Annotated in this window: 34 protein-coding genes, 2 tRNA genes and 2 pseudogenes; 15 read left to right on the forward strand and 23 right to left on the reverse strand. The window is 57.1% G+C overall.

Annotated elements, in window-relative coordinates; genetic code table 11:
• Positions 1 to 140 precede the first annotated feature (140 nt).
• Positions 141 to 416 (forward strand): hypothetical protein, encoded by a 276-nt coding sequence (locus tag FHL07_RS21250; protein WP_095018795.1) that lies wholly within the window; start codon positions 141 to 143, stop codon positions 414 to 416.
• A gap of 55 nt (positions 417 to 471) precedes the next feature.
• Here FHL07_RS21250 and FHL07_RS21255 read toward each other — a convergent pair whose 3' ends face one another.
• The gene (locus FHL07_RS21255; protein ID WP_019827011.1) at positions 472 to 786 is read right to left on the reverse strand and encodes a helix-turn-helix domain-containing protein; all 315 of its coding nucleotides are present in this window, start codon (positions 784 to 786) and stop codon (positions 472 to 474) included.
• Entirely contained in the window at positions 783 to 1,127 is a 345-nt protein-coding gene (locus tag FHL07_RS21260) for a hypothetical protein (RefSeq protein WP_019827010.1), read from the reverse strand. Before FHL07_RS21260 ends, FHL07_RS21255 begins: the two co-directional genes overlap by 4 nt.
• Before the next feature lie 188 nt (positions 1,128 to 1,315).
• Between FHL07_RS21260 and FHL07_RS21265 the strand changes: the two genes are divergently transcribed.
• Positions 1,316 to 1,561, forward strand: a complete 246-nt coding sequence (locus FHL07_RS21265; protein ID WP_095018794.1) for a hypothetical protein — start codon at positions 1,316 to 1,318, stop codon at positions 1,559 to 1,561.
• On the opposite strand, the gene FHL07_RS21270 is transcribed toward FHL07_RS21265, so the two are convergent.
• From FHL07_RS21270 to FHL07_RS21310, 8 genes and pseudogenes are all read right to left on the reverse strand, one after another.
• Positions 1,539 to 1,754, reverse strand: coding sequence for a DUF1983 domain-containing protein (locus FHL07_RS21270; protein ID WP_130871701.1), 216 nt, complete (start codon positions 1,752 to 1,754; stop codon positions 1,539 to 1,541). The two genes, FHL07_RS21265 and FHL07_RS21270, sit on opposite strands and share 23 nt — an antisense overlap.
• A gap of 34 nt (positions 1,755 to 1,788) precedes the next feature.
• Complete coding sequence (locus FHL07_RS21275; protein ID WP_095018793.1) at positions 1,789 to 2,532, reverse strand: C40 family peptidase; 744 nt, start codon at positions 2,530 to 2,532, stop codon at positions 1,789 to 1,791.
• Positions 2,533 to 2,852: 320 nt separating this feature from the next.
• Entirely contained in the window at positions 2,853 to 3,269 is a 417-nt protein-coding gene (locus tag FHL07_RS21285; protein ID WP_095018791.1) for a phage tail terminator-like protein, read from the reverse strand.
• Positions 3,266 to 3,863: pseudogene (locus tag FHL07_RS21290) on the reverse strand (hypothetical protein). Before FHL07_RS21290 ends, FHL07_RS21285 begins: the two are co-directional and overlap by 4 nt.
• Positions 3,860 to 4,228, reverse strand: a complete 369-nt coding sequence (locus tag FHL07_RS21295) for a hypothetical protein (RefSeq protein WP_095018790.1) — start codon at positions 4,226 to 4,228, stop codon at positions 3,860 to 3,862. The pseudogene FHL07_RS21290 and the gene FHL07_RS21295 overlap by 4 nt, the downstream one beginning before the upstream one ends.
• Before the next feature lie 52 nt (positions 4,229 to 4,280).
• The gene (locus FHL07_RS21300; protein WP_095018789.1) at positions 4,281 to 4,604 is read right to left on the reverse strand and encodes a helix-turn-helix domain-containing protein; all 324 of its coding nucleotides are present in this window, start codon (positions 4,602 to 4,604) and stop codon (positions 4,281 to 4,283) included.
• A gap of 95 nt (positions 4,605 to 4,699) precedes the next feature.
• Positions 4,700 to 5,065, reverse strand: a pseudogene (locus FHL07_RS21305) (DnaT-like ssDNA-binding protein); the annotation flags it as partial.
• A gap of 162 nt (positions 5,066 to 5,227) precedes the next feature.
• A tRNA-Val gene (locus tag FHL07_RS21310) sits at positions 5,228 to 5,304 on the reverse strand.
• Between the two features lie 184 nt (positions 5,305 to 5,488).
• Here FHL07_RS21310 and FHL07_RS21315 point away from each other — a divergent pair.
• Entirely contained in the window at positions 5,489 to 6,772 is a 1,284-nt protein-coding gene (locus FHL07_RS21315) for an NAD(P)/FAD-dependent oxidoreductase (protein WP_095002292.1), read from the forward strand.
• A 117-nt stretch (positions 6,773 to 6,889) separates the two neighbouring features.
• Here FHL07_RS21315 and FHL07_RS21320 read toward each other — a convergent pair whose 3' ends face one another.
• A complete protein-coding gene (locus tag FHL07_RS21320) occupies positions 6,890 to 7,567 on the reverse strand; it encodes a hypothetical protein (protein ID WP_095021187.1) in 678 nt (225 codons plus the stop codon).
• A 224-nt stretch (positions 7,568 to 7,791) separates the two neighbouring features.
• Here FHL07_RS21320 and FHL07_RS23715 point away from each other — a divergent pair, with 224 nt between their 5' ends.
• On the forward strand, positions 7,792 to 7,959 hold the full coding sequence (locus FHL07_RS23715) for a hypothetical protein (protein WP_170943736.1): 168 nt from the start codon (positions 7,792 to 7,794) through the stop codon (positions 7,957 to 7,959).
• A 60-nt stretch (positions 7,960 to 8,019) separates the two neighbouring features.
• Here the strand turns inward: FHL07_RS23715 and FHL07_RS21325 are convergent, their stop codons facing one another.
• A complete protein-coding gene (locus FHL07_RS21325) occupies positions 8,020 to 8,775 on the reverse strand; it encodes a TerC family protein (protein ID WP_095002290.1) in 756 nt (251 codons plus the stop codon).
• 30 nt (positions 8,776 to 8,805) lie between these two features.
• Positions 8,806 to 9,045 (reverse strand): hypothetical protein, encoded by a 240-nt coding sequence (locus FHL07_RS21330; RefSeq protein ID WP_138738894.1) that lies wholly within the window; start codon positions 9,043 to 9,045, stop codon positions 8,806 to 8,808.
• Positions 9,046 to 9,180: 135 nt separating this feature from the next.
• Here FHL07_RS21330 and nhaR point away from each other — a divergent pair, with 135 nt between their 5' ends.
• A complete protein-coding gene (nhaR, locus tag FHL07_RS21335) occupies positions 9,181 to 10,080 on the forward strand; it encodes a transcriptional activator NhaR (protein ID WP_095002289.1) in 900 nt (299 codons plus the stop codon).
• Here the strand turns inward: nhaR and FHL07_RS21340 are convergent.
• Positions 10,067 to 11,230, reverse strand: a complete 1,164-nt coding sequence (locus FHL07_RS21340) for an MFS transporter (RefSeq protein ID WP_095024555.1) — start codon at positions 11,228 to 11,230, stop codon at positions 10,067 to 10,069. The two genes, nhaR and FHL07_RS21340, sit on opposite strands and share 14 nt — an antisense overlap.
• 281 nt (positions 11,231 to 11,511) lie before the next feature.
• On the opposite strand from FHL07_RS21340, the gene sstT reads away from it, so the two are divergent.
• On the forward strand, positions 11,512 to 12,744 hold the full coding sequence (sstT, locus tag FHL07_RS21345) for a serine/threonine transporter SstT (protein WP_138738895.1): 1,233 nt from the start codon (positions 11,512 to 11,514) through the stop codon (positions 12,742 to 12,744).
• Positions 12,745 to 13,081: 337 nt separating this feature from the next.
• Here the strand turns inward: sstT and FHL07_RS21350 are convergent, their stop codons facing one another.
• Entirely contained in the window at positions 13,082 to 13,591 is a 510-nt protein-coding gene (locus tag FHL07_RS21350; protein WP_016780360.1) for a DUF1993 domain-containing protein, read from the reverse strand.
• Positions 13,592 to 13,701: 110 nt separating this feature from the next.
• Between FHL07_RS21350 and FHL07_RS21355 the strand changes: the two genes are divergently transcribed.
• Together FHL07_RS21355 and FHL07_RS21360 are read left to right on the forward strand one after the other, a co-directional pair.
• The gene (locus FHL07_RS21355; protein WP_095002447.1) at positions 13,702 to 15,009 is read left to right on the forward strand and encodes an MFS transporter; all 1,308 of its coding nucleotides are present in this window, start codon (positions 13,702 to 13,704) and stop codon (positions 15,007 to 15,009) included.
• 107 nt (positions 15,010 to 15,116) lie between these two features.
• Entirely contained in the window at positions 15,117 to 15,788 is a 672-nt protein-coding gene (locus tag FHL07_RS21360; protein WP_138738896.1) for a YceH family protein, read from the forward strand.
• A gap of 39 nt (positions 15,789 to 15,827) precedes the next feature.
• Here the strand turns inward: FHL07_RS21360 and FHL07_RS21365 are convergent, their stop codons facing one another.
• Positions 15,828 to 16,646 carry a shikimate 5-dehydrogenase gene (locus FHL07_RS21365; RefSeq protein ID WP_095021191.1) on the reverse strand — a complete coding sequence of 273 codons (819 nt, stop codon included), beginning with the start codon at positions 16,644 to 16,646 and terminating at the stop codon, positions 15,828 to 15,830.
• Positions 16,647 to 16,877: 231 nt separating this feature from the next.
• Here FHL07_RS21365 and FHL07_RS21370 point away from each other — a divergent pair, with 231 nt between their 5' ends.
• The 3 genes from FHL07_RS21370 to FHL07_RS21380 all read left to right on the forward strand — a co-directional run bounded on the left by FHL07_RS21370 (position 16,878) and on the right by FHL07_RS21380 (position 17,868).
• The gene (locus tag FHL07_RS21370) at positions 16,878 to 17,228 is read left to right on the forward strand and encodes a hypothetical protein (RefSeq protein ID WP_095002284.1); all 351 of its coding nucleotides are present in this window, start codon (positions 16,878 to 16,880) and stop codon (positions 17,226 to 17,228) included.
• A 156-nt stretch (positions 17,229 to 17,384) separates the two neighbouring features.
• Positions 17,385 to 17,579, forward strand: a complete 195-nt coding sequence (locus tag FHL07_RS21375; protein ID WP_016780355.1) for a hypothetical protein — start codon at positions 17,385 to 17,387, stop codon at positions 17,577 to 17,579.
• Between the two features lie 94 nt (positions 17,580 to 17,673).
• Positions 17,674 to 17,868 (forward strand): hypothetical protein, encoded by a 195-nt coding sequence (locus tag FHL07_RS21380; protein WP_095002283.1) that lies wholly within the window; start codon positions 17,674 to 17,676, stop codon positions 17,866 to 17,868.
• On the opposite strand, the gene FHL07_RS21385 is transcribed toward FHL07_RS21380, so the two are convergent.
• Together FHL07_RS21385 and FHL07_RS21390 are read right to left on the reverse strand one after the other, a co-directional pair.
• Positions 17,816 to 18,127 carry an AzlD domain-containing protein gene (locus FHL07_RS21385; RefSeq protein WP_095002282.1) on the reverse strand — a complete coding sequence of 104 codons (312 nt, stop codon included), beginning with the start codon at positions 18,125 to 18,127 and terminating at the stop codon, positions 17,816 to 17,818. The two genes, FHL07_RS21380 and FHL07_RS21385, sit on opposite strands and share 53 nt — an antisense overlap.
• Positions 18,124 to 18,819 (reverse strand): AzlC family ABC transporter permease, encoded by a 696-nt coding sequence (locus tag FHL07_RS21390; RefSeq protein ID WP_095002446.1) that lies wholly within the window; start codon positions 18,817 to 18,819, stop codon positions 18,124 to 18,126. The genes FHL07_RS21385 and FHL07_RS21390 overlap by 4 nt, the downstream gene beginning before the upstream one ends.
• 205 nt (positions 18,820 to 19,024) lie before the next feature.
• On the opposite strand from FHL07_RS21390, the gene FHL07_RS21395 reads away from it, so the two are divergent.
• On the forward strand, positions 19,025 to 19,543 hold the full coding sequence (locus FHL07_RS21395) for a Dps family protein (protein ID WP_095002281.1): 519 nt from the start codon (positions 19,025 to 19,027) through the stop codon (positions 19,541 to 19,543).
• 285 nt (positions 19,544 to 19,828) lie between these two features.
• Here the strand turns inward: FHL07_RS21395 and FHL07_RS21400 are convergent, their stop codons facing one another.
• Entirely contained in the window at positions 19,829 to 20,770 is a 942-nt protein-coding gene (locus FHL07_RS21400; protein ID WP_095024552.1) for a class I SAM-dependent methyltransferase, read from the reverse strand.
• Positions 20,771 to 20,989: 219 nt separating this feature from the next.
• Here FHL07_RS21400 and FHL07_RS21405 point away from each other — a divergent pair, with 219 nt between their 5' ends.
• The 3 genes from FHL07_RS21405 (at position 20,990) to pbpG (ending at position 22,977) form a co-directional block, all read left to right on the forward strand.
• The gene (locus tag FHL07_RS21405; RefSeq protein ID WP_095018964.1) at positions 20,990 to 21,541 is read left to right on the forward strand and encodes a DUF2975 domain-containing protein; all 552 of its coding nucleotides are present in this window, start codon (positions 20,990 to 20,992) and stop codon (positions 21,539 to 21,541) included.
• 9 nt (positions 21,542 to 21,550) lie between these two features.
• Positions 21,551 to 21,760, forward strand: a complete 210-nt coding sequence (locus FHL07_RS21410; RefSeq protein ID WP_095002278.1) for a helix-turn-helix domain-containing protein — start codon at positions 21,551 to 21,553, stop codon at positions 21,758 to 21,760.
• A 278-nt stretch (positions 21,761 to 22,038) separates the two neighbouring features.
• Complete coding sequence (gene pbpG / locus FHL07_RS21415) at positions 22,039 to 22,977, forward strand: D-alanyl-D-alanine endopeptidase (protein WP_095021194.1); 939 nt, start codon at positions 22,039 to 22,041, stop codon at positions 22,975 to 22,977.
• A 140-nt stretch (positions 22,978 to 23,117) separates the two neighbouring features.
• On the opposite strand, the gene FHL07_RS21420 is transcribed toward pbpG, so the two are convergent.
• The 4 genes from FHL07_RS21420 to FHL07_RS21435 form a co-directional block, all read right to left on the reverse strand.
• Positions 23,118 to 23,570: an Hsp20 family protein gene (locus tag FHL07_RS21420; protein WP_016780349.1), complete on the reverse strand. Its 453-nt coding sequence runs from the start codon at positions 23,568 to 23,570 to the stop codon at positions 23,118 to 23,120.
• Positions 23,571 to 23,692: 122 nt separating this feature from the next.
• Positions 23,693 to 24,652 carry a tRNA dihydrouridine synthase gene (locus tag FHL07_RS21425; protein ID WP_138738897.1) on the reverse strand — a complete coding sequence of 320 codons (960 nt, stop codon included), beginning with the start codon at positions 24,650 to 24,652 and terminating at the stop codon, positions 23,693 to 23,695.
• Positions 24,653 to 24,725: 73 nt separating this feature from the next.
• Complete coding sequence (locus FHL07_RS21430) at positions 24,726 to 25,160, reverse strand: acyl-CoA thioesterase (protein WP_095002275.1); 435 nt, start codon at positions 25,158 to 25,160, stop codon at positions 24,726 to 24,728.
• Between the two features lie 151 nt (positions 25,161 to 25,311).
• A tRNA-Glu gene (locus FHL07_RS21435) sits at positions 25,312 to 25,387 on the reverse strand.
• Between the last annotated feature and the right edge of the window lie 7 nt (positions 25,388 to 25,394).

Raw genomic sequence — 25,394 nt, forward strand, 5'->3', positions numbered from 1 at the left:
GTGCCGTTGGGCTGATGCTTTTTACTGGCTGGCACTTTTTGACAATCGCCAAGCGCTGCTCCGAAGTGCTTCGCCAGCGCCATTACAGGTAGCCCAAGCCTGGGCTGCCGGGCGTTTTTTTACTGGCTAGGATGCAGATAATGCAACTTGAATTCACGAAACTGAGGCTAGCGCTTGCAGATCCAGCCGATGGTCCTTACGCACTGGTAGAAAAACGTAACCTACTAATCAATGCGCTTAAAAACTGGCCGAATGAGTGCTATCCGATTGCAGACTTGCTGCTGCCTCATGGAAAACCGGTCAGTCAAGAATCGCGCAGGGTGATTGATGGTCTGATCTCCATATTGGAGATCCAGCCAATTCGCCCCGATGAAATATTAGATCTAGTAGGCGGCTTGCGGCTCGTTTGCTGGTAAGGCACCAGATGCAACAAGCCCAGCGCGAGGGCCGGGCTTTCATATACAGGTCAGCTTAAACAGCGTTGAGGCGATCAACCATATCAGGGAAGCGCTGGACCAACTTGATCAGTAGTGCTGCCTGGGCATTCGGCTTTGACTTCGACTGCTCCCAATTTTTCAGTGTGTCCGGGCTGGTTCTGATCTGCCGGGCAAACACTGGCTGGGACATGTGCAATTTTTCACGCAGAGAAACGATCTCGGCAGCAGTCACCTCGGGGGCCGGCATCGCCTCCACTTCGTACTGGCGAAGGGTGATCTTCCCTTCGCGATGTTCGCCCATCTCGTTCACGCCTTGCATCAGCTCGGCAAACAGATCGCGCTTTTTCATTTCCCACCTCGTTGTTTCAATTCTGCACCAATGGCCGCCTTCAGCGCTTTCTCCTGATCAGCGGTCAGGTTTTCAAGCTCATCCTTGTCGTAAATTGCGAACATCCAGAACTGACCATCATCCAGCAGCCAGTAATAGATGACCCGCAACCCGCCACGCTTGCCCTTTCCTCTGCGGGCGTCTTGCCAGCGTAGCTTTCGGAATCCACCCGTGCGCGGCATTACATCGCCTGCGGCCGGGTTCGCCTGCATCTCTACCTGAAGCTGCCGGTATTCATCGTCAGTCAGGTAATCACCTACCGTGGCGGTGAAGCTTGTGGTTTCAAAGAAGACTGTTTTCATTGGCGTAAAGTGTACGCAGATTGCCTATAGATTAGCAAATGGTTGCAGCATGTACGAATCCTCAGTAACACCCCGTTGCCTGTAGTAGTAGCCTCCAGCACTTACGCAACAGAATTCCCCAGTCTTTTGCCTGCAAGCCCACGGACTGGGGTTGCGCTAATTTCGGCGCGGATTACCAAGGAGGCAAAATGGAACAAAGCGAACTGAGTCAGAAACTGATCGACGCCGTCAACGCGCATGGCTCAGACCTACAAAATCTCAATTGCGTAATTTCCGGACTTGTTCATCAATTGTCCGCTTCTCAAGGAAAAGAAGGCCTCGAGACTGCAAGAGTCTTTGCATTGCGCGTGGCGGAGGCGATGCCCAAGAACAGTCCTGTTCGTCCGAACCCCAAGAGGATCTCGGAATTTTTCAGCGATCACCCAAAGGACTAAACCCTAATTTGCTCTCAATCCGTGCAAGTCGACGCTCCAACAGGTCGGCTTTCTCTGTTGCCAGAAATTGCTCAACACTCTTGATCGAAAATCTATCAGCTGAAATCAAAAGCTGACTGGTTTCAATTCCAGTACCAATACCGGTAACCACAAGCGCTCCAGTACTCGTCATTTGAGTTTTAAGTTGGTGCATGTTGATCTCCTGCGGGTAAGCCTCGTCATTTTAGTTATTTTGCATCTGTGTGCCTGAGGATCAGCTGCGTCCGATCCAGCCAAGGGCCGCCATAAACGATCACCTCTGACGGCCTGCCGTACAGGTGATGCAACAAAAACGGCCCCGGCCCGAACACCCCTGATTCTTCTCCAGGCAGCTCCGGATCATCACCGAGATAAATCCCAGCATGATTCGGGTGAACCGTTCGCCCAATCGCCATAACGATCAGGTCACCACGCCGTGGCTGGTCGCCCCGCACAAAACCTGCCTCCTCGTAATTGGCTTCGTACAAACTGGTGTTGCCAGCACTCTCCCACCAGCCGTCCTCCCGTCTAAAAGCTTCAAACTCCAGCCCCCACTCGCGCTTGTACCAATCCGCACAGACCTGCCAGCAATCCCACGCGCCGTGAACAAACGGACGCTTAAGCAGCGGCGTGTTTCCGGTCGGTGTAATAGTGCGCAAGTCGCCTTCAGGCCAACTCAGGATGTGCCATGGCAACGCCGTAGCCTCGCACATCGCCAGATCATGCGGAGACGGCCGGCTGGTGGCATCCGGGTGTGAGTGAACAATGCCGATCACCTCGCCCAGGTCTTCCGCTGCTGCGTAGTCTTCTGGATCGAGACGAAACTCTTCATTCGGCTCGCTGGCAATGTTCCGGCACGGGAAGTACTGCTGCTTGCGCCCGATGGCCAGCAGCAGCCCGCAGCACTCTTTCGGGTATGGGCGTATTAGGATGAAGTCAGTGGATTGGCAAATAGAGCCATCGACCGGATGACGGCTGGTTGATAGGATCGCGCGCCTTACTTAATGCCACTCCGGGAATCAAACACATATGAATCGAGAGCAAGTTCGTAGCGCCATTTGGTTCGCGATAATCACCTCAGTGATTGCACTGCTGTCGGCCTACGCCCAAACCGATCCGAATAGTGCACAAGGTTGGTTGATCGAATCCAGGCTTCTAGCGTCCCTCTGGGTTGACTCTCTGCCCCTGGCGGCGATTCTTGTTCTGATACTGGCCGCGCCTTGGTATTTAGTGAAGTGGTTCAGAAGCCGCCGCGCCAAATCCTAAGTACTGATCAAGTCGTGTCGGCACGGTACTGAAACGACACAGGCAACGCACAGCCGGTGTCTTCTTGTTGCTCGGGACCAGGCTCGACCGGGGTCATCACCAGTACCGTGAAGTCACCCCGGGTTAATCGATCATTGAGGGCAAACAAAGCAGACAGGTCATCTGCCAACCCTTCGCCCGCACCGGAACCCATTCCGGCAGGTGTGACGATGGTGATTTGAAACAGACCGGTATAAACCCGATGCTCGCCAGCGAGGTCGTCGCTCCCCGTGTGAGCAGGTATCAAGAAAGCCCGCAGGTAGGTTTCGCCGTCAGCAGGCTTGAACACCACATTTTGATAGGCAATGCGCAGTACAGGCTTCTGCAGCTTTGCCCAAGCTGCCAGCCGGGCCTCAAACAGTGCGCGAACAATCTTATGGCTCATACCTGGTTCTTCCTGATGGCCTCTTCAACAATCTTTTGAAAGTTGCCCAGGGTGATCCGAACCATACCGCTCGGTGCCTGGGTTGAATGCCCGTACTCCAAGGGGATGGCATAAGGCAGTGAGTTGGTGATGTAAGCCGTCTCCCCTGCATTGAACTCCAGGGCACCATTGACGATACGTGCCATGGAACGGCTACCACCGGGGGTCTACCTGATCCACCGTGGAGGTGTCAGGTGATCCGACACTGAACATCCAGTTGCCGCGAAAGCGCCCGCCCACACAGCCCTGCGGCGCACGTATGCCCATGCCGTCATTGAGCTTTAAGCCGCGCTTGAGGTAGCCACGTTTGTCGAAGTTTTGCGGATTTTGGCGCAGGTTTTCGTTGTGTTCCGCGACGGCCTGGTTGTACTCGCGACTGATCTTGTTAATCTTCCAGACATCAGGAGTGCCCACAGGTGACATCGTGATAACGCTGTTACCTATGTTGATGATGATGTCGCGCATCGTCATATCAATGGCATCTTTCGCTCGATCCGCGAAGGCCCGGATTTGAGCTGAGAAACTGCCGCTCTTGCCTGCGTAATGATTGCTCATGATCGCACCTGCAATTCATAGAGGATCGGTGTCCCGGCAGGGTTGATCTCTTTGAGCGGAGGAACGATTGACCAGGTGCGGCCTTGAATTGACATCTTGCTCAGCAGGTCAGGCACCCACTCAAGCCCCTGCGCAGCAATCTTGAGCTTCTTGTCGCCTTGCTTGATGAGGCTGTTGTTCTGGAATTCCTGGCCAGTGAAGTCGAGCAGGATGCCTTGGGCAGTTTGCTCAGTGATAATGTCAGGATCTGACGTTCCGGTTTCGGGATCGTACTCGCCGGGAAGGACATTACCGACAAGTATCGACTGGCCGAACTCGGTGATCATCTCCAGAGCCATCATGGCCATTTCGTCATAGAAAGTCATGGTGGCACCTGAGATAGAAAACCCCACTAGATAGCGGGGCTGGGTCAACGAATCAGCTGTAGGAAAGGTTAACCGTGCTGAATCCGCGGCTTTTTAGCTCTTCAAGTATCTGCTCAATAGACGAGTCGGAAAGTGATTCGCCGATTTCCTGCTTTTTCGCTTCTGCCTCAACTTCCTCGTCATCGACCTCAAACAGAGCTTTGTTCAACTCTTGCCAAGTGCCCATCGTAGGCTGAGATTCGCCTCGCTCGTAGCGTCCAGGCATAACATTGGATATGCCTGCAGCATCAGCCAACTCAGTCAATGTGAGCCCTGCATCCTTGCGCGCATTACGTAGAGCCGAGCGAAAATTACTGCTTTTTGGATTAGGTAACATGCATCACTCCCTTTTTGAGAGGAGCATACTAAAGCACTCAAAGTAACTTCTACTAGTAACTTTTAGTACTGGCCACTACGAATGCCATCATCTGTTTATACCTTTACAGAATACAATCCTCGTTGCAGCAAGTAGTCCGCAAACTGCGTCGCACTGGGCCGATCAGGCGCCGCAGGCAATAACCGCTTGCTGGTGTTCGGGATCGTTGCGTACTCGCGTGTCACGGCCCCCTCGACACGCTCCAATGTCACGGCCCCTTTGCGTTTGTCGATTGGGTCAATATCGTCGGCGTGAATTTCGGCCGCCAAGGCCATCTGCCCGTACTGGATACGCGCAGGCAAATAGTTGGCGGCTTTGTTCTCGCCATCCAGATGCACTTCCCGGCGTGGCCAGGACAAAGCCTGTTCGCTGCTGGTCTTGCGCCCCTTCCAGGTCATGCCATCCATCACCAAAGCCGCGCGACCAAACACTATCAGGACGGGCACACAGAGAAAGGTATCGAGTACCTGGAGGTGGGGGCTGATTTGGCGTTTTGAGGTGGGGGTTTTGCAAATCGCAGACAACAAAAAAGGGCCCACCTTTCGGTGAGCCCTTCTAGACCGCCCAGCAGAGCGGATTTTGTTTGGTAGGCGCGATTGGACTCGAACCAACGACCCCCACCATGTCAAGGTGGTGCTCTAACCAACTGAGCTACGTGCCTGCTGTGGGGTCGCATTCTATAGATTTGCGGAGGGGTGTCAACACCTTTTTTGCAGCTAACCCTATGAATAGTCGAATTTTTTATTTTTAACCCGAAAACACTCAGCCGCCAGTGGCTGGCGGGCGGTTTTCAACTCAGGTAGCATCGGCCTCACTCGTAAAAAATATAAAACAGAGGCTGCAGAATGTCGAACACCCCCTATCCCCAGTCCTACTATGCGGCTTCAGCCAATCCAGCCCCTGAGCGCCCTGCCCTGCAGGGCGAGGTGGAAACGGATGTGTGTGTTATCGGCGCCGGCTATACCGGGCTGTCGAGTGCGCTTTTTTTGCTGGAGGCCGGTTTCAAGGTCACGGTCCTGGAAGCAGCGAAGGTGGGGTTCGGTGCTTCCGGACGCAATGGCGGCCAGATCGTTAACAGTTACAGCCGCGATATCGATGTCATCGAACGCACTGTCGGCGCCAAGCAGGCTCAGTTGCTGGGGCAAATGGCCTTTGAAGGCGGCAAGATCATTCGTGAGCGTGTGGCCAAGTATCAGATCCAGTGCGATTTGAAAGACGGCGGCGTGTTTGCCGCCATCACCGCCAAGCAGATGGGCCATCTGGAAGCGCAGAAAAAACTCTGGGAGCGTTTTGGCAATACGTCACTGGAGCTGCTGGATCAGCGCCGGATTCGTGAAGTGGTTGCCTGTGATCAGTATCAGGGCGGGCTGCTGGATATGAGCGGCGGGCATATTCATCCGCTCAATCTGGCGCTGGGTGAGGCCGCGGCTGTCGAGTCTTTGGGCGGCACCATTTATGAGCAGTCTCCCGCTGTTCGCATTGAACGCGGCGCCAATCCTGTGGTGCATACCCCCCAGGGCAAGGTGCGAGCCAAGTTCATTATCGTCGCAGGCAATGCCTATCTGGGCAATCTGGTACCGGAGCTGGCTTCCAAGTCCATGCCCTGCGGTACACAGGTAATCACCACCGAGCCCCTGGGTGATGAGCTGGCCAAGACTCTGTTGCCACAGGACTATTGCGTTGAGGACTGTAACTACTTGCTCGACTACTATCGCCTGTCCGGTGACAAGCGTCTGATTTTCGGGGGCGGCGTGGTGTATGGCGCACGGGACCCTGCCAATATCGAGGCGATTATCCGGCCGAAAATGCTCAAGGCTTTCCCGCAGCTCAAGGATGTGAAAATTGACTATGCATGGACGGGCAATTTCCTGCTGACGCTGTCACGCCTGCCTCAGGTCGGTCGTATCGGTGACAACATCTATTACTCACAAGGTTGCAGCGGGCATGGCGTGACCTATACCCATCTGGCTGGCAAGGTGCTGGCTGAAGCCCTGCGCGGGCAGGCAGAGCGTTTTGATGCGTTTGCCGATCTGCCCCACTACCCTTTCCCCGGCGGACAGCTGTTGCGTACACCGCTGACTGCTTTGGGTGCCTGGTATTACAGCTTGCGGGACAAGTTCGGCTTTTAACTCTTGTGGTGGCTATGTGGGAGCGGGCTTGCTCGCGATGGCATCGCTGCGTTGTGCCAGTCACACCGCGTCGCTTGCATCGCAGGCAAGCCAGCTCCCACAGGGTGATGCCAACGCTTACTTTTGGGACTCCAGAGTCTTGATCGCTGTAGCCCCGGCCTGTTCCTGGCCCGAGCGGGACAGTTCATTGGCAATTTTCAGCCAGCGGGTCTTGTCGACGTTGGCCGGCAACTGGGTTGGCGACAGGATCAGCACGGCCCAGCCGCCAGCATCCTTCCACGCCGACTCGAATTTGCTGAAGTCCATCAACCGCCGACGCTCCATACCTGAACGCAGCAACACCGTGCCTTTGGCGCGGTTGTAGCCCACCAGCATCGCGTAGCGCGGCTCGGACCACAGGGTGCCGTCGCTAAATCGCAGCATCACCGGGTAGCCAGCTGCCACTTGAGTCAGCAACGCAGACAGGGATTTGTCCAGCGGGTACACCATCAGCCCGTAACCCGCCGCAAGCTGCTCGATATTAGATTGCAATGAGGCTTCGGCACCCGGTAACTGCAGCGGTTTGACCAAAAGTCCGGGGGTGATGCGGACTCTTTGCTCACTGAGCATGCCCGCCAATATTTGCGGGGCACCCTGGTTGGCATTGCCGCGGAAAAACGGCACGCCATTGAGCTCTACCCGTTCTGGCAAGCGTCGAAACTCAGGAGGTTCGACACTGGCGCAGCCCACCATCGCTAACGCAAACACCCCCATCAGCCACAGCCGCGCCGATTTTGCCCCTGTCACTGCCCGCATATTGCCTCGCCCTTAATAAACGCCAGACCTCAAAGTCCGCCATGACCGTCAATCATAGGGCGCCAATAATGCGAGGTATAGCCTTAAGCCACAGCCCAATGGCTGATATAGAGCGAATCGATTAGCCCTACACGACCTTCGGTCAATAGACTGCAACATTGCACAGACTAGACTGTCATCTGCTTAGCGTGTGTTTGAGCCCGTAGGGGGCAAAGGAGGCACTGATGAGCCCGATACTCACTATTTTTCTGCTGATCGCCGGTTGGCTGGCCGTTGCTGGCGCCATGCTCTGGGGCCTGATGCGTATTAGCCGCCATCATCACCCGCAGGTGCAGGCAAAACCGCAAGATGTCCCTGAAAAACCGGTAGCTGGCGCAGCAAGCGCACATTGAACCCACAAAAAAGCCGTCCACCCCAAAGAGAGTGGACGGCTTTTTAGCATCAACCTGCGTTTACTTGATCAGCGCAGCCTGACGCCTTTCCCGGATCTGACGCGCCACAATGTTGAGTGTTTCAACCGTGGCCGAGAACGCCATCGCTGCATACACGTAACCTTTAGGCACATGGGCACCGAACCCTTCAGCGATCAAGGTCATGCCGATCATGATCAGGAAGGCCAGGGCCAGCATCACCACGGTCGGGTTGTCGTTGATGAACTTGGCCAGAGGCTCCGAAGCCAGCAACATCACCATCACCGCTACCACCACTGCAATCACCATGATCGGCAAGTGCTCGGTCATGCCCACCGCCGTAATGATGCTGTCGATGGAAAACACCAGGTCAAGCATGAGGATCTGGCCGATGGCAGCGGCAAAGCCCAAGGTGACTTTCGACGACACGCTGTCGGCTTTTTCTTCCACTTGCGGGGTCATGCTGTGGTGGATTTCACTGGTGGCCTTCCACACCAGAAACAGACCACCGGCAATCAGGATCATGTCCTTCCACGAGAAGGCCTTGCCCAGCACTTCAAATACCGGCGTGGTCAGTTGCACGATGTAGGCAATGGTACCCAGCAAGCCCAGACGCAGGATCAGCGCCATGCCGATACCAATACGGCGTGCCTTGGTGCGGTATTGCTCAGGCAGTTTGTTGGTCAAAATCGAGATAAAGATCAGGTTATCGATACCCAGCACGATTTCCATCACGATCAACGTGGCTAAAGCGACCCAGGCTGCGGGGCTGGCAGCCAGTTGTAAAAGATATTCCATAGGTGTATTCGGACTCTGCAGTAAGACCAGTTAAATAGCTTTAGATGAATCTTGCTTTTCTTGCTCAGGCTTTTCTTTTTCAATCAGCCCACCGGTGGCTTCGCTGAGCGCTTGCTCCGCAGCCTTGTGAGTGTCATCAATTGCCTGTTTAGCGGATTCAGCGGTTTTGCTCAGCACCTGTTGCGCGGCTTTTTCAGCCTGGTCGCAACCCGCAATCGTCAGCAAACCTGCCGATAACAGTACGGCTACTGCTGCTTTTTTCATGTTCATGGTCATTTCCCTCTCTAAACCGGCGGCCACCAAAGTGGCTTGCGCATAACGCGGGATTCTAGAGAATCTAACACTTCAGGAAAATTCGTATTTTTAAACGCTATACTTCGGTTTTTACGAAGTGTTGCGACGCTGATGCTTAATTACCGCCAATTGCATTACTTCTGGGTCGTGGCCAAGACCGGCAGCATTGTTCGCGCTTGCGAGCAACTTAACCTCACGCCGCAGACGATCAGCGGGCAAATCAGCCTGCTCGAAGACACCTATGGCCTGCCGTTGTTTCGCCGGGTCGGACGCCAACTGGAGCTGACCGAGACCGGACGCCAGGTGCTGCCTTATGCCGAGCAGATCTTTCAGGTCGGCAGTGAACTGGAAAGCATGCTGCGCATGGCGCCCAAGGAACAACAGATCTTGTTTCGAGTGGGTGTGGCCGACGTGGTGCCCAAGTCGATTGTGTACCGCCTGATTGCTCCGACCATGGAGCTGGATAAACCGATTCGCATCACCTGTCGCGAAGACAAGCTTGACCGGCTACTCGCGGACCTCGCTATTCAGCGTCTTGATTTGGTAATTTCCGACAGCCCTATGCCTTCGCACCTGGATATCAAGGGTTTCAGTCAAAAACTGGGCGAGTGCGGCATCAGTTTTTTTGCTACTGCGACGCTGGCCCAAGACTATGCCGAAAACTTTCCGCATTGCCTGCAAGGCGCGCCGCTACTGATCCCCGGGCCCGAAACCATGCTGCGCAGCCGCTTGTTGCGCTGGCTGGCCGAGCAGCAGATCCAGCCGCGAATCGTGGGGGAATTTGATGACAGCGCGCTGATGCAGGCTTTTGGTCAGTCGGGGATCGGCGTCTTTATCGCACCCAGCGTGATTGCCCAGGAAGTGATGCGTCAGTTTGATGTCGAACTGATCGGCCACACCGAGGCGGTCACCGAATCCTTCTACGCCATTACCGTGGAGCGCAAGATCCGCCACCCCGGCATCGTTGCAATTACCGAGGGGGCACGCCGCGAGTTGTTTACCCCGCGCTAGCACACACTGGCGGCGCCTTGGCAGTCATCAGCACCAGCGCCAGCAGAATCGATACCAGGATAAACCCGGCGGCAGCAAACCCCAGGTTACCCAGGCCATAGCTATCGATTACCCGGCCCCCCACCATCGCACCCAGGCCGATCCCCAGATTGGCCCCGGCAATGTTCAGCGACGCGGCAAATGCCGGGGCATGGGGGGCAACTTTCATCAGCCGCACATGGCTGACCAGAAACATGGCCGCCTGGGTCACCCCCCAAATGCCCATGGCCGCCGCCAGGCCCAGGGTTGAGTGAATGCTCGGCACCAGCGCCACCAGGCCGCCGATCATAAAGGCACAAAACACCATCGAGGCGATCAGCGGATGGCGATCCACCATGCGCCCGCCCAACGAGTTGCCGATCAGGCCTACGGCGCCAAAGCCCATCAGGCACCACCCCACCAGCGTGCCGTCAAAGCCTGCCAGGCGCTCAAGAATATCGGCCAGATAGGTGTAGGCCGTAAACATGCCGCTGAACACCAGAACGGACAACACGATATGGCCAATCATCAATGGGCTGCGCAGCAGGGCAAACTGCGAACTCAGGGTGACGCTTTCTTTCACTGCCCGGGTGACAGGTAAATAGATCCACAGCAACAGCGCCTTGGCCAGGGCGACCACCGCCAGAATACCGAAGGCACTGCGCCAGCCCCAAGCATCCGAGATCAGGGTGCCTACAGGAATGCCAAATACCGTCGCACAAACGATGCCGAAGCCGATTTTGGCAATCGCCCGCCCGGCGTAATCCGGGCCTACGATATCCACCGCCGTTTCGCTAGCCAGAGCCCAAAACACCGGCAACCCCAATGCCGGCAGCAGCCGCGCAAAAGCCATCACCCAAATGTTCGGCGCCAGCGCCGCCACGGTGTTGGCGAAGGCGAACATCAGCAAAATCGAGATAAACAGGCGCTTGCGCTGAAAACGCGCAAAGTAGGCGGTCAAAAACGGCCCGAGGGCAGCGACCGTAAAGGCGAACAAGGTCACCAGCAAACCGGCCTGGGGCACGCTGACCTCCAAGTCGCGGGCTATCGAAGGCAGCAGGCCGACGATGACAAATTCGGTGGTGAGCACGGTAAAGCCGGCCGCAGACAGCAGCAGGATGGGCAACAGCATGAATAACTCCAGAGACAACGAGGCCAGCGAAAGCCCGAAAGGCCCGCTGATTTGAAGAAAAGTGGGGGATGAGCAATGGTAACAGAATGCTTCACCTTGAAGCGATGTAACCCGAAACAAGTTCAACCACGGATGTGGCAGATTGCCCCTGCGTAGGAAAGCACCTACACGTCTATGATAAAGTTCGTATCCCGCCGACTTGCGTCGATCAGCCTGCCCGTTTGCCGCCGATCGCCCCACAGTTTTTCAATGCGCTACCCAGAACAACTAGAGAAACCTTTATGACTGACGCTCCACCTACCCTGCTGCAAAAGCTCATGCGCACCAGCCTGGTAACCCAGATTGTGATCGGTCTGATTGCAGGTATTTTGCTGGCATGGCTTGCGCCCTCGGCAGCGCTTTCGGTGGCCTTTATCGGCAAGGTGTTCGTCAGCGCCTTGAAAGCCGTTGCGCCGATTCTCGTGTTTGTACTGGTCATGGCCTCGATTGCCAACCACAAGCACGGCCAGGAAACCCATATCCGCCCGATTCTGGTTCTGTACCTGTTCGGCACCTTTGCTGCTGCTGTGGTGGCCGTTATCGCCAGCATGCTGTTCCCGTCGAATCTGGTACTGGCCACCGAGAACATCGCCATTACCGCCCCCGGGGGTATCAGCGAGGTACTGCAAAGCCTGATGTTGAGTGTGGTCGACAACCCGGTCAGCGCACTGATGAATGCCAACTTTATCGGCATCCTGGCGTGGGCCATCGGCATGGGCATTGCCATTCGTCATGCCGGCGACACTACCCGCACCGTACTCAATGACCTGTCCAACGGTGTCACCCTGATCGTGCGCGTAGTTATCCGCTTTGCACCGCTGGGCATTTTCGGCCTGGTGGCTGCCACCCTCGCCTCTTCGGGCTTCGGTGCCCTGCTGGGTTATATGCACCTGCTCACAGTGTTGATTGGCTGCATGCTGTTTGTGGCGCTGGTGGTCAATCCGCTGATTGTGTTCTGGAAGTTGCGTCGCAACCCGTATCCGCTGGTATTTCTGTGCCTGCGCGAAAGCGGGATTACCGCGTTTTTCACCCGCAGTTCGGCGGCCAACATTCCGGTGAACATGGCGTTGAGCGAGCGTCTGGGCCTGCATGAAGACACCTACTCGGTGTCCATCCCGCTGGGGGCCACCATCAATATGGCGGGCGCGGCGATTACCATCACCGTGTTGAGCCTGGCTGCCGTGCATACACTGGGGATTGCGGTCGATATTCCGACTGCTATTTTGCTGAGTGTGGTTGCAGCCATTTGCGCCTGCGGCGCATCGGGTGTGGCGGGCGGTTCGCTGCTGTTGATTCCGCTGGCGTGCAGCCTGTTCGGCATCCCGAGCGAGATTGCCATGCAGGTGGTGGCCGTGGGCTTCATTATCGGCATCCTGCAGGACTCGGCGGAAACCGCGCTCAACTCCTCCACCGACGTACTCTTTACTGCGGCGGCCTGTATGGCCCAGGAAGACAAGCCGCTGCAACAGGGCTGAGGCCATGTGGGCGGGCAAGCCTGCGATGCTTACAACTCGGTCTGTCTAAATAACCGGGGCGCTACCATCGCGAGCAAGCCCGCTCCCACAGTGGATCAGGCCAGCACCTGGCGTTGAGGGTGCCAATGAACCTGTGGGAGCTGGCTTGCCTGCGATGCTTGCAACTCGGTCTGTCTAAATAACCGGGGCGCTGCCATCGCGAGCAAGCCCGCTCCCACAGTGGATCAGGCCAGCACCTGACGCTGAGGGTGCCAATGAACCTGTGGGAGCTGGCTTGCCTGCGATGCTTACAACCCGGTAGGTCTGAATGACCAAGGCGCTGACACAGTGCGCTTGATTAGAACGCGCCCATGTAGTCACGCTTGCCGATCTCAACACCATTGTGGCGCAGGATCGCGTAAGCCGTGGTCACATGGAAGAAGAACTGCGGCAGGCCGTAGGTCAGCAGGTAAGCCTGGCCAGTGAAGCGTTTTTCTTTAGGCGTGCCCTGACGGGTGATGATTTCGATGCCTTCCTTGCCATCGATTTGCTCTGGCTTGATCCCGTCGACAAACGCCAGCACTTTGCTGATCAAGGCTTGCAGGTCGGCAAAGGTCACTTCGCTGTCGTCATATTTTGGCAATTCGATTTCAGCCAGACGGCCCGAAACACCCTTGGTGAAATCAACGGCGATTTGCACCTGACGCACCAGCGGGAACATGTCCGGGGCCAGGCGCGCCTGCAAAAACACGCTCGGGTCGATGTTCTTGGCCGTTGCGTGAGCTTCAGCCTTGGCCAGCACACCGCTCAGGGCGTTGAGCATTTGTTTGAACACTGGAACGGAAGCGGCGTACAGAGAGATAGTCATGGAAGTCTCGACAGTCTGTGGGCAGGAATGCAATGTGCGCCGATTATAGACACGCCAGCGCCCATCTGGTGTATGAAGATCAACCCCAAGCTCAGCCCCTGGACACCCATATGCCCTCCGCTCATCCCTCTACAGCTCCAGCAGCGGACCCGACCCAGGCGCTCTATCGCAAAATCACCCGCAAACTCATTCCCTTTCTCTGCTTCTGTTATCTGGCCGCTTATCTGGACCGGATCAATATCGGCTTCGCTAAATTGCAGATGCTAGGTGACCTGCAGTTCAGCGAAACGGCATTTGGCCTGGGGGCGGGGCTGTTTTTTGTCGGCTATATCCTGTTCGAGGTACCCAGCAATCTGCTTCTGGAGAAAGTCGGCGCCAGGGTCTGGATAGCCCGGATCATGATCAGCTGGGGCCTGCTTTCGGCCTGCACCCTGCTGGTCACCACGCCTGCCCAGTTCTATGTTGTACGCTTTCTGCTGGGGGTGGCCGAAGCCGGTTTTCTGCCCGGGGTGCTGTATTACCTGACCACCTGGTTCCCGACCCAGCGACGGGGCCGCATCATTGCCCTGTTTATGATCGGCATGCCGCTGTCCAGTGTCGTTGGCGGGCCACTGTCGGGCTGGATCATGGTCGCCTTCGACAATACGGCGGGGCTGCGCGGCTGGCAGTGGCTGTTTGTGCTTGAGGCGATCCCCAGCGTACTGCTGGGCATCCTGACCTTTTGGGTTCTGCCAGACAGCCATCACACGGCAAAATGGCTGAACGCCGACGAAAAAGCGTTACTGGAACAGCAACTGCACCAGGACAACGCCGAAGGCCAGAACAGCAAGCACAGTTTTCGCGACGGGTTCTTTAACCTCAAGATCTGGATGCTGGGGGGTATCGACTTCTCCATCCTGCTTAGCGCCTACGCAATGGCATTCTGGATGCCGACGTTTATCCGTAACGCCGGTGTGGCCGACAACTTCCATATTGGCCTGCTCACCGCCCTGCCCAGCGTTGCCGCCCTGATCGGCATGCTAATGATTGGCGCCAGCAGCGACCACCATCGAGAACGCCGCTGGCATATCATTGTGCCCTTTGTGATTGGCGCGGCCGCGATGGCAGCCAGCACTTTTTTCAGCGACAACCTGCTTGTGATCGTTTTGCTGTTTGCCATTGCCTCGGCCGCCATCATTGGCGCCGTACCGGTGTTTTTCAGCTTGCCGGCCACCTTTCTCAAGGGCCGTGCTGCCGCTACCGGCTTCGCCCTCGCGTGTTCGCTGGCCAATATCGCAGGGCTGGTGAGCAATTCCCTGATGGGTATCGCCATCGACGTAACGGGCAGCAGTTCCGGCGCGCTGTGGTTCTTCGCCAGTTGCCTGCTAGTGAGCTGCCTGCTGGTGATCGCGCTGCCTGCCAAAGTGGTTAACCGCTGACACGCAAAAAGACTCTCTGCCACAGACGGGGCTAGATGCCAGTCGCTCTACCGCGCAAAAAACACCACAATGGTCGCTGGCAACGGTTACTCAAATTGGAGATGAAAATGGACGTTCCCGCTGATCAGTTCTCAGAACAGGTACCAAACGATGCTGACGCAGGACCTCTGCTCAACAGTACCGAGATCCGTATTCTCGGCTCCCTAATCGAGAAACAGGCCACCAACCCGGAAACCTACCCGCTGACGCTCAATGCCCTGGTGCTGGCGTGCAACCAGAAAACCAGCCGCGAGCCGGTGCTCAACCTGACCCAGGGCCAGGTCGGGCAAAGCCTGCGCGTCCTCGAAGGGCGTGGTTTTACCCGCCTGGTGATGGGCAGCCGCGCTGATCGCTGGGAACACAAGGTCGACAAGGCGCTGGAGCTGGTGCCTGCGCAAGTGGTGTTGCTGGGCCTGCTGTTCCTGCGCGGTCCGCAAACCCTCAACGAGTTGCTGACCCGCAGTTCGCGCATGCACGACTTTGAAGACACCGAACAGGTCCAGCATCAGCTGGAACGCCTGATTGCCCGCGACCTGGCCCTGCTGGTACCGCGTCAGAGCGGCCAACGCGAAGACCGTTACATGCACGCCCTGGGCGACCCGGCCGATATCGAAACCATCATGACTGCACGCCAGCAACCTGCAGAACGCTCAAGCGCGCAGGCAGTCTCTATAGAGCGTTTCGAAGCCCTTGAGGCGCGCATTGCAGCCCTCGAAGCCCGTCTGGCAGAGCTGGAGTAAAAGCGTTTTGGGGGCGAGCTCACTCGCCCCCAATCGCCATCAGCTGCGCGCGAATGCCACGGCCGCCTGGAACTGCTCGGCGGTGGGCCGCACACCGGTGTACAGCACAAACTGCTCCAGGGCCTGAATGGCAATAACCTCAAGCCCGGTGATGACCTGCTTGCCCTGGGCACGACCGCGCACGATCAGGGGTGTTTCAACCGGGATCGCCACCACGTCGAAGATAATATCCGCACGATCAATGGCATCTGCCTCGAAAGCCAGATCATCGGCCTCGGCCCCGCCCGCCATGCCGACAGGTGTAACATTGATCAGCATGTGCGGCCTGCGCTCGCCCAGCTCAGGCTGCCATTCATAACCGCAACTTGCCGCCAGCGCCGCCCCTGTTGCCTCGTTGCGCGCAACGATCAGGCCATTGCGATAACCGCCATCGCGCAGGGCCGATGCCACCGCCTTGGCCATGCCGCCACTGCCGCGCAGGGCAAAGGTCGTGTCTTTGGGTACTTTATGGCTGTCCAGCAGTTGGGCAATGGCTATGTAGTCGGTGTTATAGGCCTTGAGGTGGCCGTCGGTGTTGACGATGGTGTTGATCGAGGCAATGGCCCGGGCTGACGTGTCCAGTTCGTCCACCAGCTCGATGCAGGCCTCCTTGAACGGCATCGACACGCCGCAACCACGAATGCCCAATGCCCGGATACCGGTCACTGCGCCCGCCAGATCCTTGCTGCTGAAGGCCTTGTAGTAAAAGTTCAAGCCCAGTTGTTCGTATAGATGATTATGAAAACGCAGCCCGAAATTACCCGGTCGACCCGACAACGATATGCACAGTCGGGTGTCTTTGTCCGGATTCATTTGCATGCTCATCTCCTTGCTGAATGCTTTTAGATGGACGGCACAAGCCGTACCGGGAGTTTTGTTGGATCATAGTGGAGCGCCAACGCTGAATCGTCTCAGCGCCCGCAGACCTTACACAAAATTTACCCGGGCGCTTCGCAGTTTTTAAAATAAATACGGTCTTAATGTTATCCCCGGCTTTAACTGCGGTCTGGTGCAGGCCGAATCGTCGGGGCGGGAATTCGAGGAATCGTCATGATGCGTAGCATCCCCAAAATCGCTTTGCTTATCGGCACCCTGGCTGTTGCAGGGCAGGCATCGGCCCATGGTGGCTGGGGCCCCGGGCCTGCAATTTTTGGCGCGGTGGTGGGTGCCGCGGTGGTTGGCTCGGTTATCGCTGGCCACGAACAGCGCCCGGTGTATGTGCAGCAACCGGTGTATGTGCAGCCACAGCCGGTTTACGTACAGGCCCCACCTGTTTATTACCAACCGCAACCGGTGTATGTCCAGCCGCCCCAGCCCGTTTACTATCAGGGCTACTACGGTCGACCGCAACCGGTGTACTACGGTCCGCCACGGGGTTACTACGGCCCGCCGCGCTGGTAACCGGTGCTGGCAGCCGGCAGGCTTGGACAGCTGCCGGCAGGTCCGGATAGATCATGTGAATGTCGCGGACAAGACACCGTAACGCCCCGGACTGCGGCATCATGCAGCTTGGCTGGCGCAACAATCGGCACATTCATAAAAACAAGGACGACCTTTATGCCTACACAAAACCCGCACCATATCGTCGGGCTCTGCACCTCCAGCAAGGTGTACAACACTCTGACCGAGCTCAAGCAGCTCGAAGGTCACCGCACCGCCAAACTGCTCTCCCTGCTGACCCAGCACCTGGTTCGCGAAGGGCTGCTGAGTGATCAGGAAGTGATGCACATGCTCGATCAGGTGGTTGACTGACACCTCATCGACATCAATGACCACTATCACGCGCAATGATTTCTTGCGCAGCGGCACAGCCCGTAAGGTAGCGCCATTGTTGAAGGAGGTCTGTATGCCCAAGATTCATGTCATGTCGGTGATCGGCAGTGCCGTTCCCGCCCCGCTGCGTGCCGACGGCCTGCTGGCATGCTGGTATGTGGTCAGTGACGGCGTTGCCGTCAGCGGCCCGTTTACCTCGCGCGCCGCCGCCCAGCTCAAAGCCACCAGCGAAACAGATAAAACAGCGCCACACTCAACGCGACACTGAGCAGCACATTGCGGCTCCACAGCATCAGCCCGATGGCGCACAACCCGGCCAGCAGGTAGGGGTTGGCCAGGCTCAGATCCAGCTGATGGTCCTTGACGAAAATGATCGGCCCGCAAATCGCCGTCAGCATCCCCGGTACGGCAAAGCCCAAAAACTCCTTCACCCCGCGATTCAGGCGAATCGGCAAGCGTGGTTCCAGAAACAGGTAGCGGTTGAAAAACAGGATCAACGTCATCCCGCCAATAATTGCCCAGATCATGCCCAGTACCCTCCCAGCCGCTTGCAGGCATAGCCCGCGACCATACCCGCCAACCCGGCCAGCACAATCGCCGACTCCCACTGCCAGTGACTGAACACCACCACCGTGAACAAAGAGACCGCCACGCAGACCACGGTCGGGATATTGCGCACCACCGGGGTAATCAACGCGATAAAGGTGGCCGCGATCGAGAACTCCAGCCCTAGCTGATCCAGCCCCGGGATGCTCTTGCCCAGCACCACGCCCAGCAGGGTGAAAATATTCCAGCCCACATACATGCACAGCCCCACACCCAGGGCATACCAGCGATTGAAGGTATTCTGGTCGAAGGGGCTGACCAGGGCAAAGAACTCATCGGTGAGCAAAAAGCCCAGCCCGAAGCGCCATTTGGGCTCGAGCGGCGCCACCAGCGGGCGCAAGTGCATGGCATAGAGCAAGTGTTGCGAGGTCAGCAGCAAGGTGGTGACCAGAATCGAAATCGCACTGGCACCGCCCTTGATCATGCCAATGGCAACCAGTTGCGCCGCGCCGGCAAACACAAACAGTGACAGCCCCTGGCTTTGCGCGGGGGTCAACTGGGCATCGATTGCGGTGGAACCGGCCAGCAGCCCCCAGGGGGCACACGCCAGGGTCAGCGGCAGGCAGGCAATTGCGCCGCGCATAAACGCGGTTCGAGCAAGGGCATCAGGCATCAAAAACATTCCGGCAGTAAGCAGCGGCAAAGGGTCGCAACATCAGGGTAAAAAGTCTTGAACGATCTTGCTCTGCTGCCCTCATAACTTGACGCGGACCGCGTGAAAACAGCCCGCCGCGTTTGACGAGAGAGCAAACCTGGTCTTTAGTCAGCCGCATTCAAGAGACGTTAATTCCGATCAACCGCTGCCACGAGGAACCACCATGAAAGACCTGAAATCCGCCAAGGAAAGCAGAAAGGCCGATCTGCGGACACCTACGGCACTGAGCGAAAAAGCCTGTATCGATATCGCAGCCGAAGTGAACGCGCTGCTCGCAGACACCTTCGCCATCTACATGAAGACCAAGAATTTCCACTGGCACATGTCCGGCCCGCACTTCCGTGATTTCCACCTGCTGCTCGACGAGCAGGCTGACCAGATCTACGCGACCACCGATGCCATCGCCGAGCGTGTGCGCAAGCTGGGGCGCACCACAATCCGCTCCATCGGCCACATCAAGAAGCTGCAACGCCTGCTGGACAACGACGCCGACTTCGTGACACCGGAAGACATGCTGGCAGAACTGCGCGAAGACAATATCCAGCTGGCCGCCTATATGCGTGAGACTCACGACATGTGCTCCGAGCTGGGCGATGTGGCGACTACCAGCCTGCTGGAAAACTGGATCGACGAGGCCGAGCGCCGCGTGTGGTTCCTGTTTGAGTCGTCGCGTACCAAATAACCCCTGCGTAGCAGCTGCCGAAGGAACGAGGCTGCGTTCGATTGCCAAGCGATCGTAAAACCTGAGCATGCGGTTTATCTGTAAAAACCTGTGTTCTGACTTTACGACGGCTTCGCCGCCGGACGCAGCCTTGTTCCTGCGCCAGCTGCTACGGTCACGAGCACCCGCAGAACCATGAATTTTGTTTCACAGTCTTCGAACGCAACGAGCGGTATATTCGCTGCGCTCATTGCTCATTCAATGAACCCCTTGCCCGCACCTCCCCTGCGGGCTTTTTTTTGCCTGTCAAACGCCCTGCCTGAACACCAGCGCCTTGAGGCCGCACTCGACATCGGCGTCCGGGAACTCCGGCGGGTTGTCCAGGCGCTGAACAAAACGCAGGCTCGGCGCATCACGGGTCACGCCATCGATCAAAAAATCCGAACCCAGTGCCGGGTCATTCATGCACGCCAGTACTGTGCCGTTTTCACCGAGCAACTCCGGCAGGCGGCGCACCACGCGCTGGTAGTCCTTGGTCAGCAAAAAGCTGCCTTTCTGAAATGACGGCGGATCGATGATCACCAGATCGTAAGGCCCGGTGCTTTTCACCTTGCCCCAGGACTTGAACAGCTCATGACCCAGAAACGTCACCTTGCTCATGTCATGCCCGTTCAGGCGATGGTTGTCGCGGCCACGGCTCAGGGCCGCACGGGACATGTCGAGGTTGACCACATGCTGGGCGCCGCCTTCTATGGCGGCCACTGAAAAACCGCAGGTATAGGCAAACAGGTTCAACACTCGCTTGCCCCCGGCATTGGCCCTTACCCAGTCACGACCATAACGCATGTCCAGGAACAGGCCGTTGTTCTGTTTGCGGCCCAGGTCCACGCGATAGCGCAATCCGCCTTCAGTCAGCGTCCACTCGTCAATTGCCTCGCCCACCAGCCACTCGGTGTCGCTTTGCAGCGTATAGCGATGTTGCAGCACCAGTGTGTGTGCACCGCTGGCCTGCCACGCGGCTGACTGAACGATGGCTTGCAGCAGTTGCTTGAGTGCAGCCAGTTGCAGGGCCTCGGGCTCCTTGAACAGAGAAACCAGCACCACGCCTTGCAACCAGTCCACCGTCAACTGCTCAAGCCCGGGCCAGCAACGTCCACGCCCATGGAACAAACGCCGGGTTTCAGCAGGCACAGCCTGCAGTGCAGTCAATAAGTGCTGGTGCAGGGTGGTTAACGCTTCAGGAGTCATCAGGCCGACCGGTCAATTTCAAGGGGCCGGCATTTTACACAATTGCACTGCCCTGCCTAATCGGCACAGTGGAAATATTTGTTAATACAGAGGGCGATATTATCGTTTTACAATAATTTTTTATCGCAATACGATAGTTTCACTGCGCAGGGCAATACGCTTTCCCTGGGCGGATTCCGGGCTTTTTACAACCACAAGCAGAACCAGAAGGACTGTTCGATGAAAACCGATCCCCTTGCCAATCGCAGCCGCATCCTGGCCACAACCACGCTGGCACTTGTCGCGGGTATGTTGCTGGCCAATATCGCTTACTGGATTTTCCCCAACGCCATAGGCACTTATGTGGGCGGGTTCAACCTGAGCGCCATGACCGAGACACTGCAGGCCGACATCCCGTTGATGCCCTGGTGGCAGGTTGCTGGTGCCATAACCCTGTCCAGCATCCCCCTGCTGATACTCGCCAAAGGCTTGCTGGCCCTGCGCAGCCTGTTTCTGGCCTACAGCAAGGGCGAGTATTTCTCGACCGAATCTGCCGAGCTGCTGGGTAAAGTGGGTAAAAGCGTTTCTATATGGGTGCTGGCCAGCCTCCTGTTAACCCCGGTCATGAGTGTCTGGGTCACCATTTTGCGGCCTGCGGGCGAGCGCTTGCTCACGATCAGCTTCGAGCCGTCGCATCTTGTTGCCTTGTTCCTCTCGGCTTCCCTTATGATCATCGCCCGCAGCCTGTACAAGGCGTGTTCGTTGGCGCGGGAAAATCAGCAGTTCGTTTAAGAGGCCAAAATGCCGATCGAGATCAAGCTGGACGTCATGCTGGCCATGCGCAAGGTCAAATCCAAGGACCTGGCGCACAGGGTGGGCATTACCGAGCAGAACCTGTCACTGCTCAAGCAAGGGAAAGTAAAGGGCATCAGGCTGGCAACCCTGGAAGCCATTTGCATCGCACTGGATTGTCAACCGGGGGACTTGCTGCATTATCAACCGGAATCGTAAGCACGCACGCCTGCGAGGCCAAGCCCTCGCAGGTGGCGCACCAGGCTCTGCCTGCCTGCACTTCAAAGCCTCCAGTCCGTTCAGCCAACCAACAGCATCCTCCTGCTAGGCTCGCCGCGGCACCCAACCTTTTTACCGGTATATTCGGATTTTCTCTGACAAACCTCCGCAAAATCAGGCATTTCTGCCGCCACTGATCCATACTGACTAAATGTAACGTCATGTGTATAACAGCCGTTGCAGCCCGGTACTTCCCAACCCTTCTTGAGTCATTCTGCGTGAAAATTCATTTTTCCATTTTGAGCCTGTGTTTAGTTCTGGCAGGCACCAGTGCTTCTTCAATCGCCGCAGCGGCTGAAAGCACTTCGGCCCCACGGGATACCTCGCAACTGCACATCGCCTCAGGCAGTGCGCTGCTGATCGACCTGCAAACCAACAAAGTGATTTTTGCCAGCAACCCTGACGCCATCGTGCCAATTGCCTCCGTCACCAAATTGATGACCGCCATGGTAGTGCTGGATGCCAAGCAGTCGATGGACGAATCCATTTCGGTCAATATCAGCGACACCCCGGAGATGAAGGGCGTGTTTTCGCGGGTAAAAATCGGCAGCGAGCTGTCGCGTCACGAAATGATGCTGATCACCCTGATGTCTTCGGAAAACCGGGCAGCCGCCAGCCTTGCCCACCACTATCCGGGGGGTTATGTAGCCTTTATCGCGGCGATGAATGCCAAGGCCAAAAGCCTGGGCATGATGAGCACTCACTATGTTGAGCCGACCGGGTTGTCGATCCACAACGTATCCACTGCCCGCGACCTGAGCAAGCTGCTGGCAGCGGCGCGGCATTACCCGATGCTCAGCCAGTTGAGCACCACCAAGGAAAAGACCGTGGCGTTCCGCAAACCCAACTACAGCCTGGGTTTCAGCAACACCGATCACCTGGTCAGAAAAGACAAATGGAATATCAAGATCACCAAGACCGGCTTTACCAATCAGGCCGGTCATTGCCTGGTGCTGGTCACTGAAATGGGTGGGCGCCCGGTGTCCCTGGTCATTCTGGATGCCTTTGGCAAGTACACCCACTTCGCCGATGCCGGTCGAATTCGCAACTGGGTGGAAACCGGCAAAAGTGGCGGTGTGCCCGACGTAGCCCTGCGCTACAAAGCCGAAAAAAACCTGCAGAAAAACCAGCTGACAGCAGGTCAGGCGGGTAAGTGAAGAAGTACGGGTGAGATGAAATGCAGGCACTTGCCCCGGGGAGAGGATCGGGGACAAATGCCTGCGTACTGCTCGTTACAAACTGCGGATAGAAAGAACCCCGTCACCTGGACGGGGTTCTTGCCTGGCACAGGCTCAGATCAGTTTTGCAGAGCAGGCTGCGAATCCCCATTGATCGGGATGCGTTTGGCTTTTGCCTCTTCCGGCACCACCCGCTGCAGGTCGATGCTCAGCAAACCATTGCTCAGGTTTGCGCCTTTGATCTCGATATGATCATCAAGGCGGAAGGACAATTTGAATGCCCGCTGTGCAATACCTTGATGCAAGAAGGTCACGCCTTCTTCGCTGGTGCTTTCGCGTTTGCTGCCGCTGACGCTCAGCACACCTTTCTCTACTTGCAGGTCCAGATCATCTTGCTGGAAGCCTGCAGCTGCTACCACGATGCGGTAGCTGTCTTCACCCCGTTTTTCAACGTTGTAAGGTGGGTAGCCGCCGCTTGAATCGTTGCGCAGTGCGGTTTCAAACAAATCACTAAAACGGTCAAAGCCGACAGAATTACGGAACAGTGGCGCCATTGAAAAAGCGTTGCTCATAATTTCATCCTCCTGATTTCAGCGAGATTTTGTTACGCGACCCGGTTTCGGCATCGCGTACCCCTTAGATAGGGACCGTCAAAACCATTTCAAGGCTTTTTTTGAAATTTTTTTCAGACGCTTCAAGCCACATCGACAGGCGGGTTGTTGACCATGTGCCGGACCTTCTCACAGTCTGTTTCACGACGCATGGCATTGAACAACACCACCGCTTCAGGATAGTTGCGGGTCAACATTGCCAGCCACTGCTTGAGCCGCCCCGGTGCCGAGCGCGGGGTCAGCTGGGCCTCGGCCTGGGCCCAGAAGTCGCGGATCATGGGCTGCAAATCGGCCCAGGTCATCGGCACTACCTCAACACCGGCGCGGGCAGCGGCAATTTGCGCGGCCAGATCGGGGCGCGACACCAGACCACGGCCGAGCATGATGTCTTCAGCGCCACTGATTTCGCGGCAACGACGCCAATCTTCAACCGACCAGATATCGCCATTGGCAAACACCGGCACCTTGACCGCTTCCTGCACCTGGGCAATGTATTCCCAATGCGCAGGCGGCTTGTAGCCATCCATCTTGGTCCGCGCATGCACCACGATCTGGCTGGCGCCGCCTTCGGCCAGGGCGATTGCGCACTCATTGGCGCTGTCGGGCGTGTCGAAGCCCAGGCGCATCTTGGCGGTGACCGGAATATGCGCAGGCACGGTGCGACGCACTTGCAGCAAGATGGCGTGCAGCAGTTCGGGCTCCTTGAGCAACACCGCCCCGCCACGGGACTTGTTCACGGTCTTGGCCGGACAACCAAAATTGAGGTCGATCACCCCGCTGCCCAGCTCACAGGCCAATGCCGCGTTATCGGCCAGGCACGCCGGGTCCGAGCCCAGCAACTGCACGCGCAGCGGCACGCCGGAACGCGTTTGCGCACTGTGCTGCAACTCGGGAGCGAGTTTATGGAAGTAGGCTTCGGGCAAAAGCCGTTCGGTGACCCGAATAAATTCGGTCACGCACCAATCAATACCGCCGGTGCGGGTCAGGACATCACGCAGGATGTTGTCGACCAACCCCTCCATCGGCGCCAAAGCAATTTGCATGGGTGACTCTCATGAAAAACGTGCGGCAGTTTACGCGGTTCTGCGGGCAATCGGTATGCGCAGGCGCTGACGGTCAGGCCGTCACGACAGCCGGGCCATAACCGTCAAGGAACTCGGGCGGCAGGCGCCTGGCCTTGCCCGTGGACAGTTCGATGCAGACAAAGGTGGTTTGGGCACGCAACAGGGTCACACCATCGCAGGGGCGCACCAATTGAAAATGACGGGTCATGCGCAGGCGCTGGTCACAATCGACAATCCAGGTGGCTAGCTGCAGCTCATCGCCTTCGTAGGCGCTGGCAAGATAGTCGATTTCATGACGGGAGACCGCCATGGCGCGGTCGAGGCGACGGTACTCGGTGAGGTCCAAGCCCAGGCGCTGCGAGTGGCGCCAAGCGCAGCGTTCCAGCCAGACCACATAGGACGCGTTATTGGCATGACCAAACCCGTCAATGTCTTCGGCCTGCACCTGCAGGTCAATGATAAACGGCGCTGCCAAATCCCAACTCATGCCTTGTCTCCCTGTACATAAATAAGGAGCGCAGTGTAACGCAGAGGGGGCGACGGGAAACTTGAAGAGCTGGAATTAAAAAACTGCAGACAAACAAAAGGGTCATTCAATAATCGAATGACCCTTATAAATCCCGCAAAGCGGGTAATCGTGGCGTCCCCTAGGGGACTCGAACCCCTGTTACCGCCGTGAAAGGGCGGTGTCCTAGGCCACTAGACGAAGGGGACACAAACC

The sequence above is a fragment of the Pseudomonas sp. FSL W7-0098 genome (assembly GCF_005930585.1).
GTDB classification, from domain to species: Bacteria; Pseudomonadota; Gammaproteobacteria; order Pseudomonadales; family Pseudomonadaceae; genus Aquipseudomonas; species Aquipseudomonas bubulae.

Bases quoted from the DNA above. Each gene is read 5' to 3' on its own strand.
- FHL07_RS21250 (WP_095018795.1), top strand. From the start codon at position 141: ATGCAACTTGAATTCACGAAACTGAGGCTAGCGCTTGCAGATCCAGCC.
- FHL07_RS21255 (WP_019827011.1), bottom strand. From the start codon at position 786: ATGAAAAAGCGCGATCTGTTTGCCGAGCTGATGCAAGGCGTGAACGAG.
- FHL07_RS21260 (WP_019827010.1), bottom strand. From the start codon at position 1,127: ATGAAAACAGTCTTCTTTGAAACCACAAGCTTCACCGCCACGGTAGGT.
- FHL07_RS21265 (WP_095018794.1), top strand. From the start codon at position 1,316: ATGGAACAAAGCGAACTGAGTCAGAAACTGATCGACGCCGTCAACGCG.
- FHL07_RS21270 (WP_130871701.1), bottom strand. From the start codon at position 1,754: ATGCACCAACTTAAAACTCAAATGACGAGTACTGGAGCGCTTGTGGTT.
- FHL07_RS21285 (WP_095018791.1), bottom strand. From the start codon at position 3,269: ATGAGCCATAAGATTGTTCGCGCACTGTTTGAGGCCCGGCTGGCAGCT.
- FHL07_RS21295 (WP_095018790.1), bottom strand. From the start codon at position 4,228: ATGACTTTCTATGACGAAATGGCCATGATGGCTCTGGAGATGATCACC.
- FHL07_RS21300 (WP_095018789.1), bottom strand. From the start codon at position 4,604: ATGTTACCTAATCCAAAAAGCAGTAATTTTCGCTCGGCTCTACGTAAT.
- FHL07_RS21315 (WP_095002292.1), top strand. From the start codon at position 5,489: ATGTCGAACACCCCCTATCCCCAGTCCTACTATGCGGCTTCAGCCAAT.
- FHL07_RS21320 (WP_095021187.1), bottom strand. From the start codon at position 7,567: ATGCGGGCAGTGACAGGGGCAAAATCGGCGCGGCTGTGGCTGATGGGG.
- FHL07_RS23715 (WP_170943736.1), top strand. From the start codon at position 7,792: ATGAGCCCGATACTCACTATTTTTCTGCTGATCGCCGGTTGGCTGGCC.
- FHL07_RS21325 (WP_095002290.1), bottom strand. From the start codon at position 8,775: ATGGAATATCTTTTACAACTGGCTGCCAGCCCCGCAGCCTGGGTCGCT.
- FHL07_RS21330 (WP_138738894.1), bottom strand. From the start codon at position 9,045: ATGAACATGAAAAAAGCAGCAGTAGCCGTACTGTTATCGGCAGGTTTG.
- nhaR (WP_095002289.1), top strand. From the start codon at position 9,181: ATGCTTAATTACCGCCAATTGCATTACTTCTGGGTCGTGGCCAAGACC.
- FHL07_RS21340 (WP_095024555.1), bottom strand. From the start codon at position 11,230: ATGCTGTTGCCCATCCTGCTGCTGTCTGCGGCCGGCTTTACCGTGCTC.
- sstT (WP_138738895.1), top strand. From the start codon at position 11,512: ATGACTGACGCTCCACCTACCCTGCTGCAAAAGCTCATGCGCACCAGC.
- FHL07_RS21350 (WP_016780360.1), bottom strand. From the start codon at position 13,591: ATGACTATCTCTCTGTACGCCGCTTCCGTTCCAGTGTTCAAACAAATG.
- FHL07_RS21355 (WP_095002447.1), top strand. From the start codon at position 13,702: ATGCCCTCCGCTCATCCCTCTACAGCTCCAGCAGCGGACCCGACCCAG.
- FHL07_RS21360 (WP_138738896.1), top strand. From the start codon at position 15,117: ATGGACGTTCCCGCTGATCAGTTCTCAGAACAGGTACCAAACGATGCT.
- FHL07_RS21365 (WP_095021191.1), bottom strand. From the start codon at position 16,646: ATGCAAATGAATCCGGACAAAGACACCCGACTGTGCATATCGTTGTCG.
- FHL07_RS21370 (WP_095002284.1), top strand. From the start codon at position 16,878: ATGATGCGTAGCATCCCCAAAATCGCTTTGCTTATCGGCACCCTGGCT.
- FHL07_RS21375 (WP_016780355.1), top strand. From the start codon at position 17,385: ATGCCTACACAAAACCCGCACCATATCGTCGGGCTCTGCACCTCCAGC.
- FHL07_RS21380 (WP_095002283.1), top strand. From the start codon at position 17,674: ATGCCCAAGATTCATGTCATGTCGGTGATCGGCAGTGCCGTTCCCGCC.
- FHL07_RS21385 (WP_095002282.1), bottom strand. From the start codon at position 18,127: ATGATCTGGGCAATTATTGGCGGGATGACGTTGATCCTGTTTTTCAAC.
- FHL07_RS21390 (WP_095002446.1), bottom strand. From the start codon at position 18,819: ATGCCTGATGCCCTTGCTCGAACCGCGTTTATGCGCGGCGCAATTGCC.
- FHL07_RS21395 (WP_095002281.1), top strand. From the start codon at position 19,025: ATGAAAGACCTGAAATCCGCCAAGGAAAGCAGAAAGGCCGATCTGCGG.
- FHL07_RS21400 (WP_095024552.1), bottom strand. From the start codon at position 20,770: ATGACTCCTGAAGCGTTAACCACCCTGCACCAGCACTTATTGACTGCA.
- FHL07_RS21405 (WP_095018964.1), top strand. From the start codon at position 20,990: ATGAAAACCGATCCCCTTGCCAATCGCAGCCGCATCCTGGCCACAACC.
- FHL07_RS21410 (WP_095002278.1), top strand. From the start codon at position 21,551: ATGCCGATCGAGATCAAGCTGGACGTCATGCTGGCCATGCGCAAGGTC.
- FHL07_RS21420 (WP_016780349.1), bottom strand. From the start codon at position 23,570: ATGAGCAACGCTTTTTCAATGGCGCCACTGTTCCGTAATTCTGTCGGC.
- FHL07_RS21425 (WP_138738897.1), bottom strand. From the start codon at position 24,652: ATGCAAATTGCTTTGGCGCCGATGGAGGGGTTGGTCGACAACATCCTG.
- FHL07_RS21430 (WP_095002275.1), bottom strand. From the start codon at position 25,160: ATGAGTTGGGATTTGGCAGCGCCGTTTATCATTGACCTGCAGGTGCAG.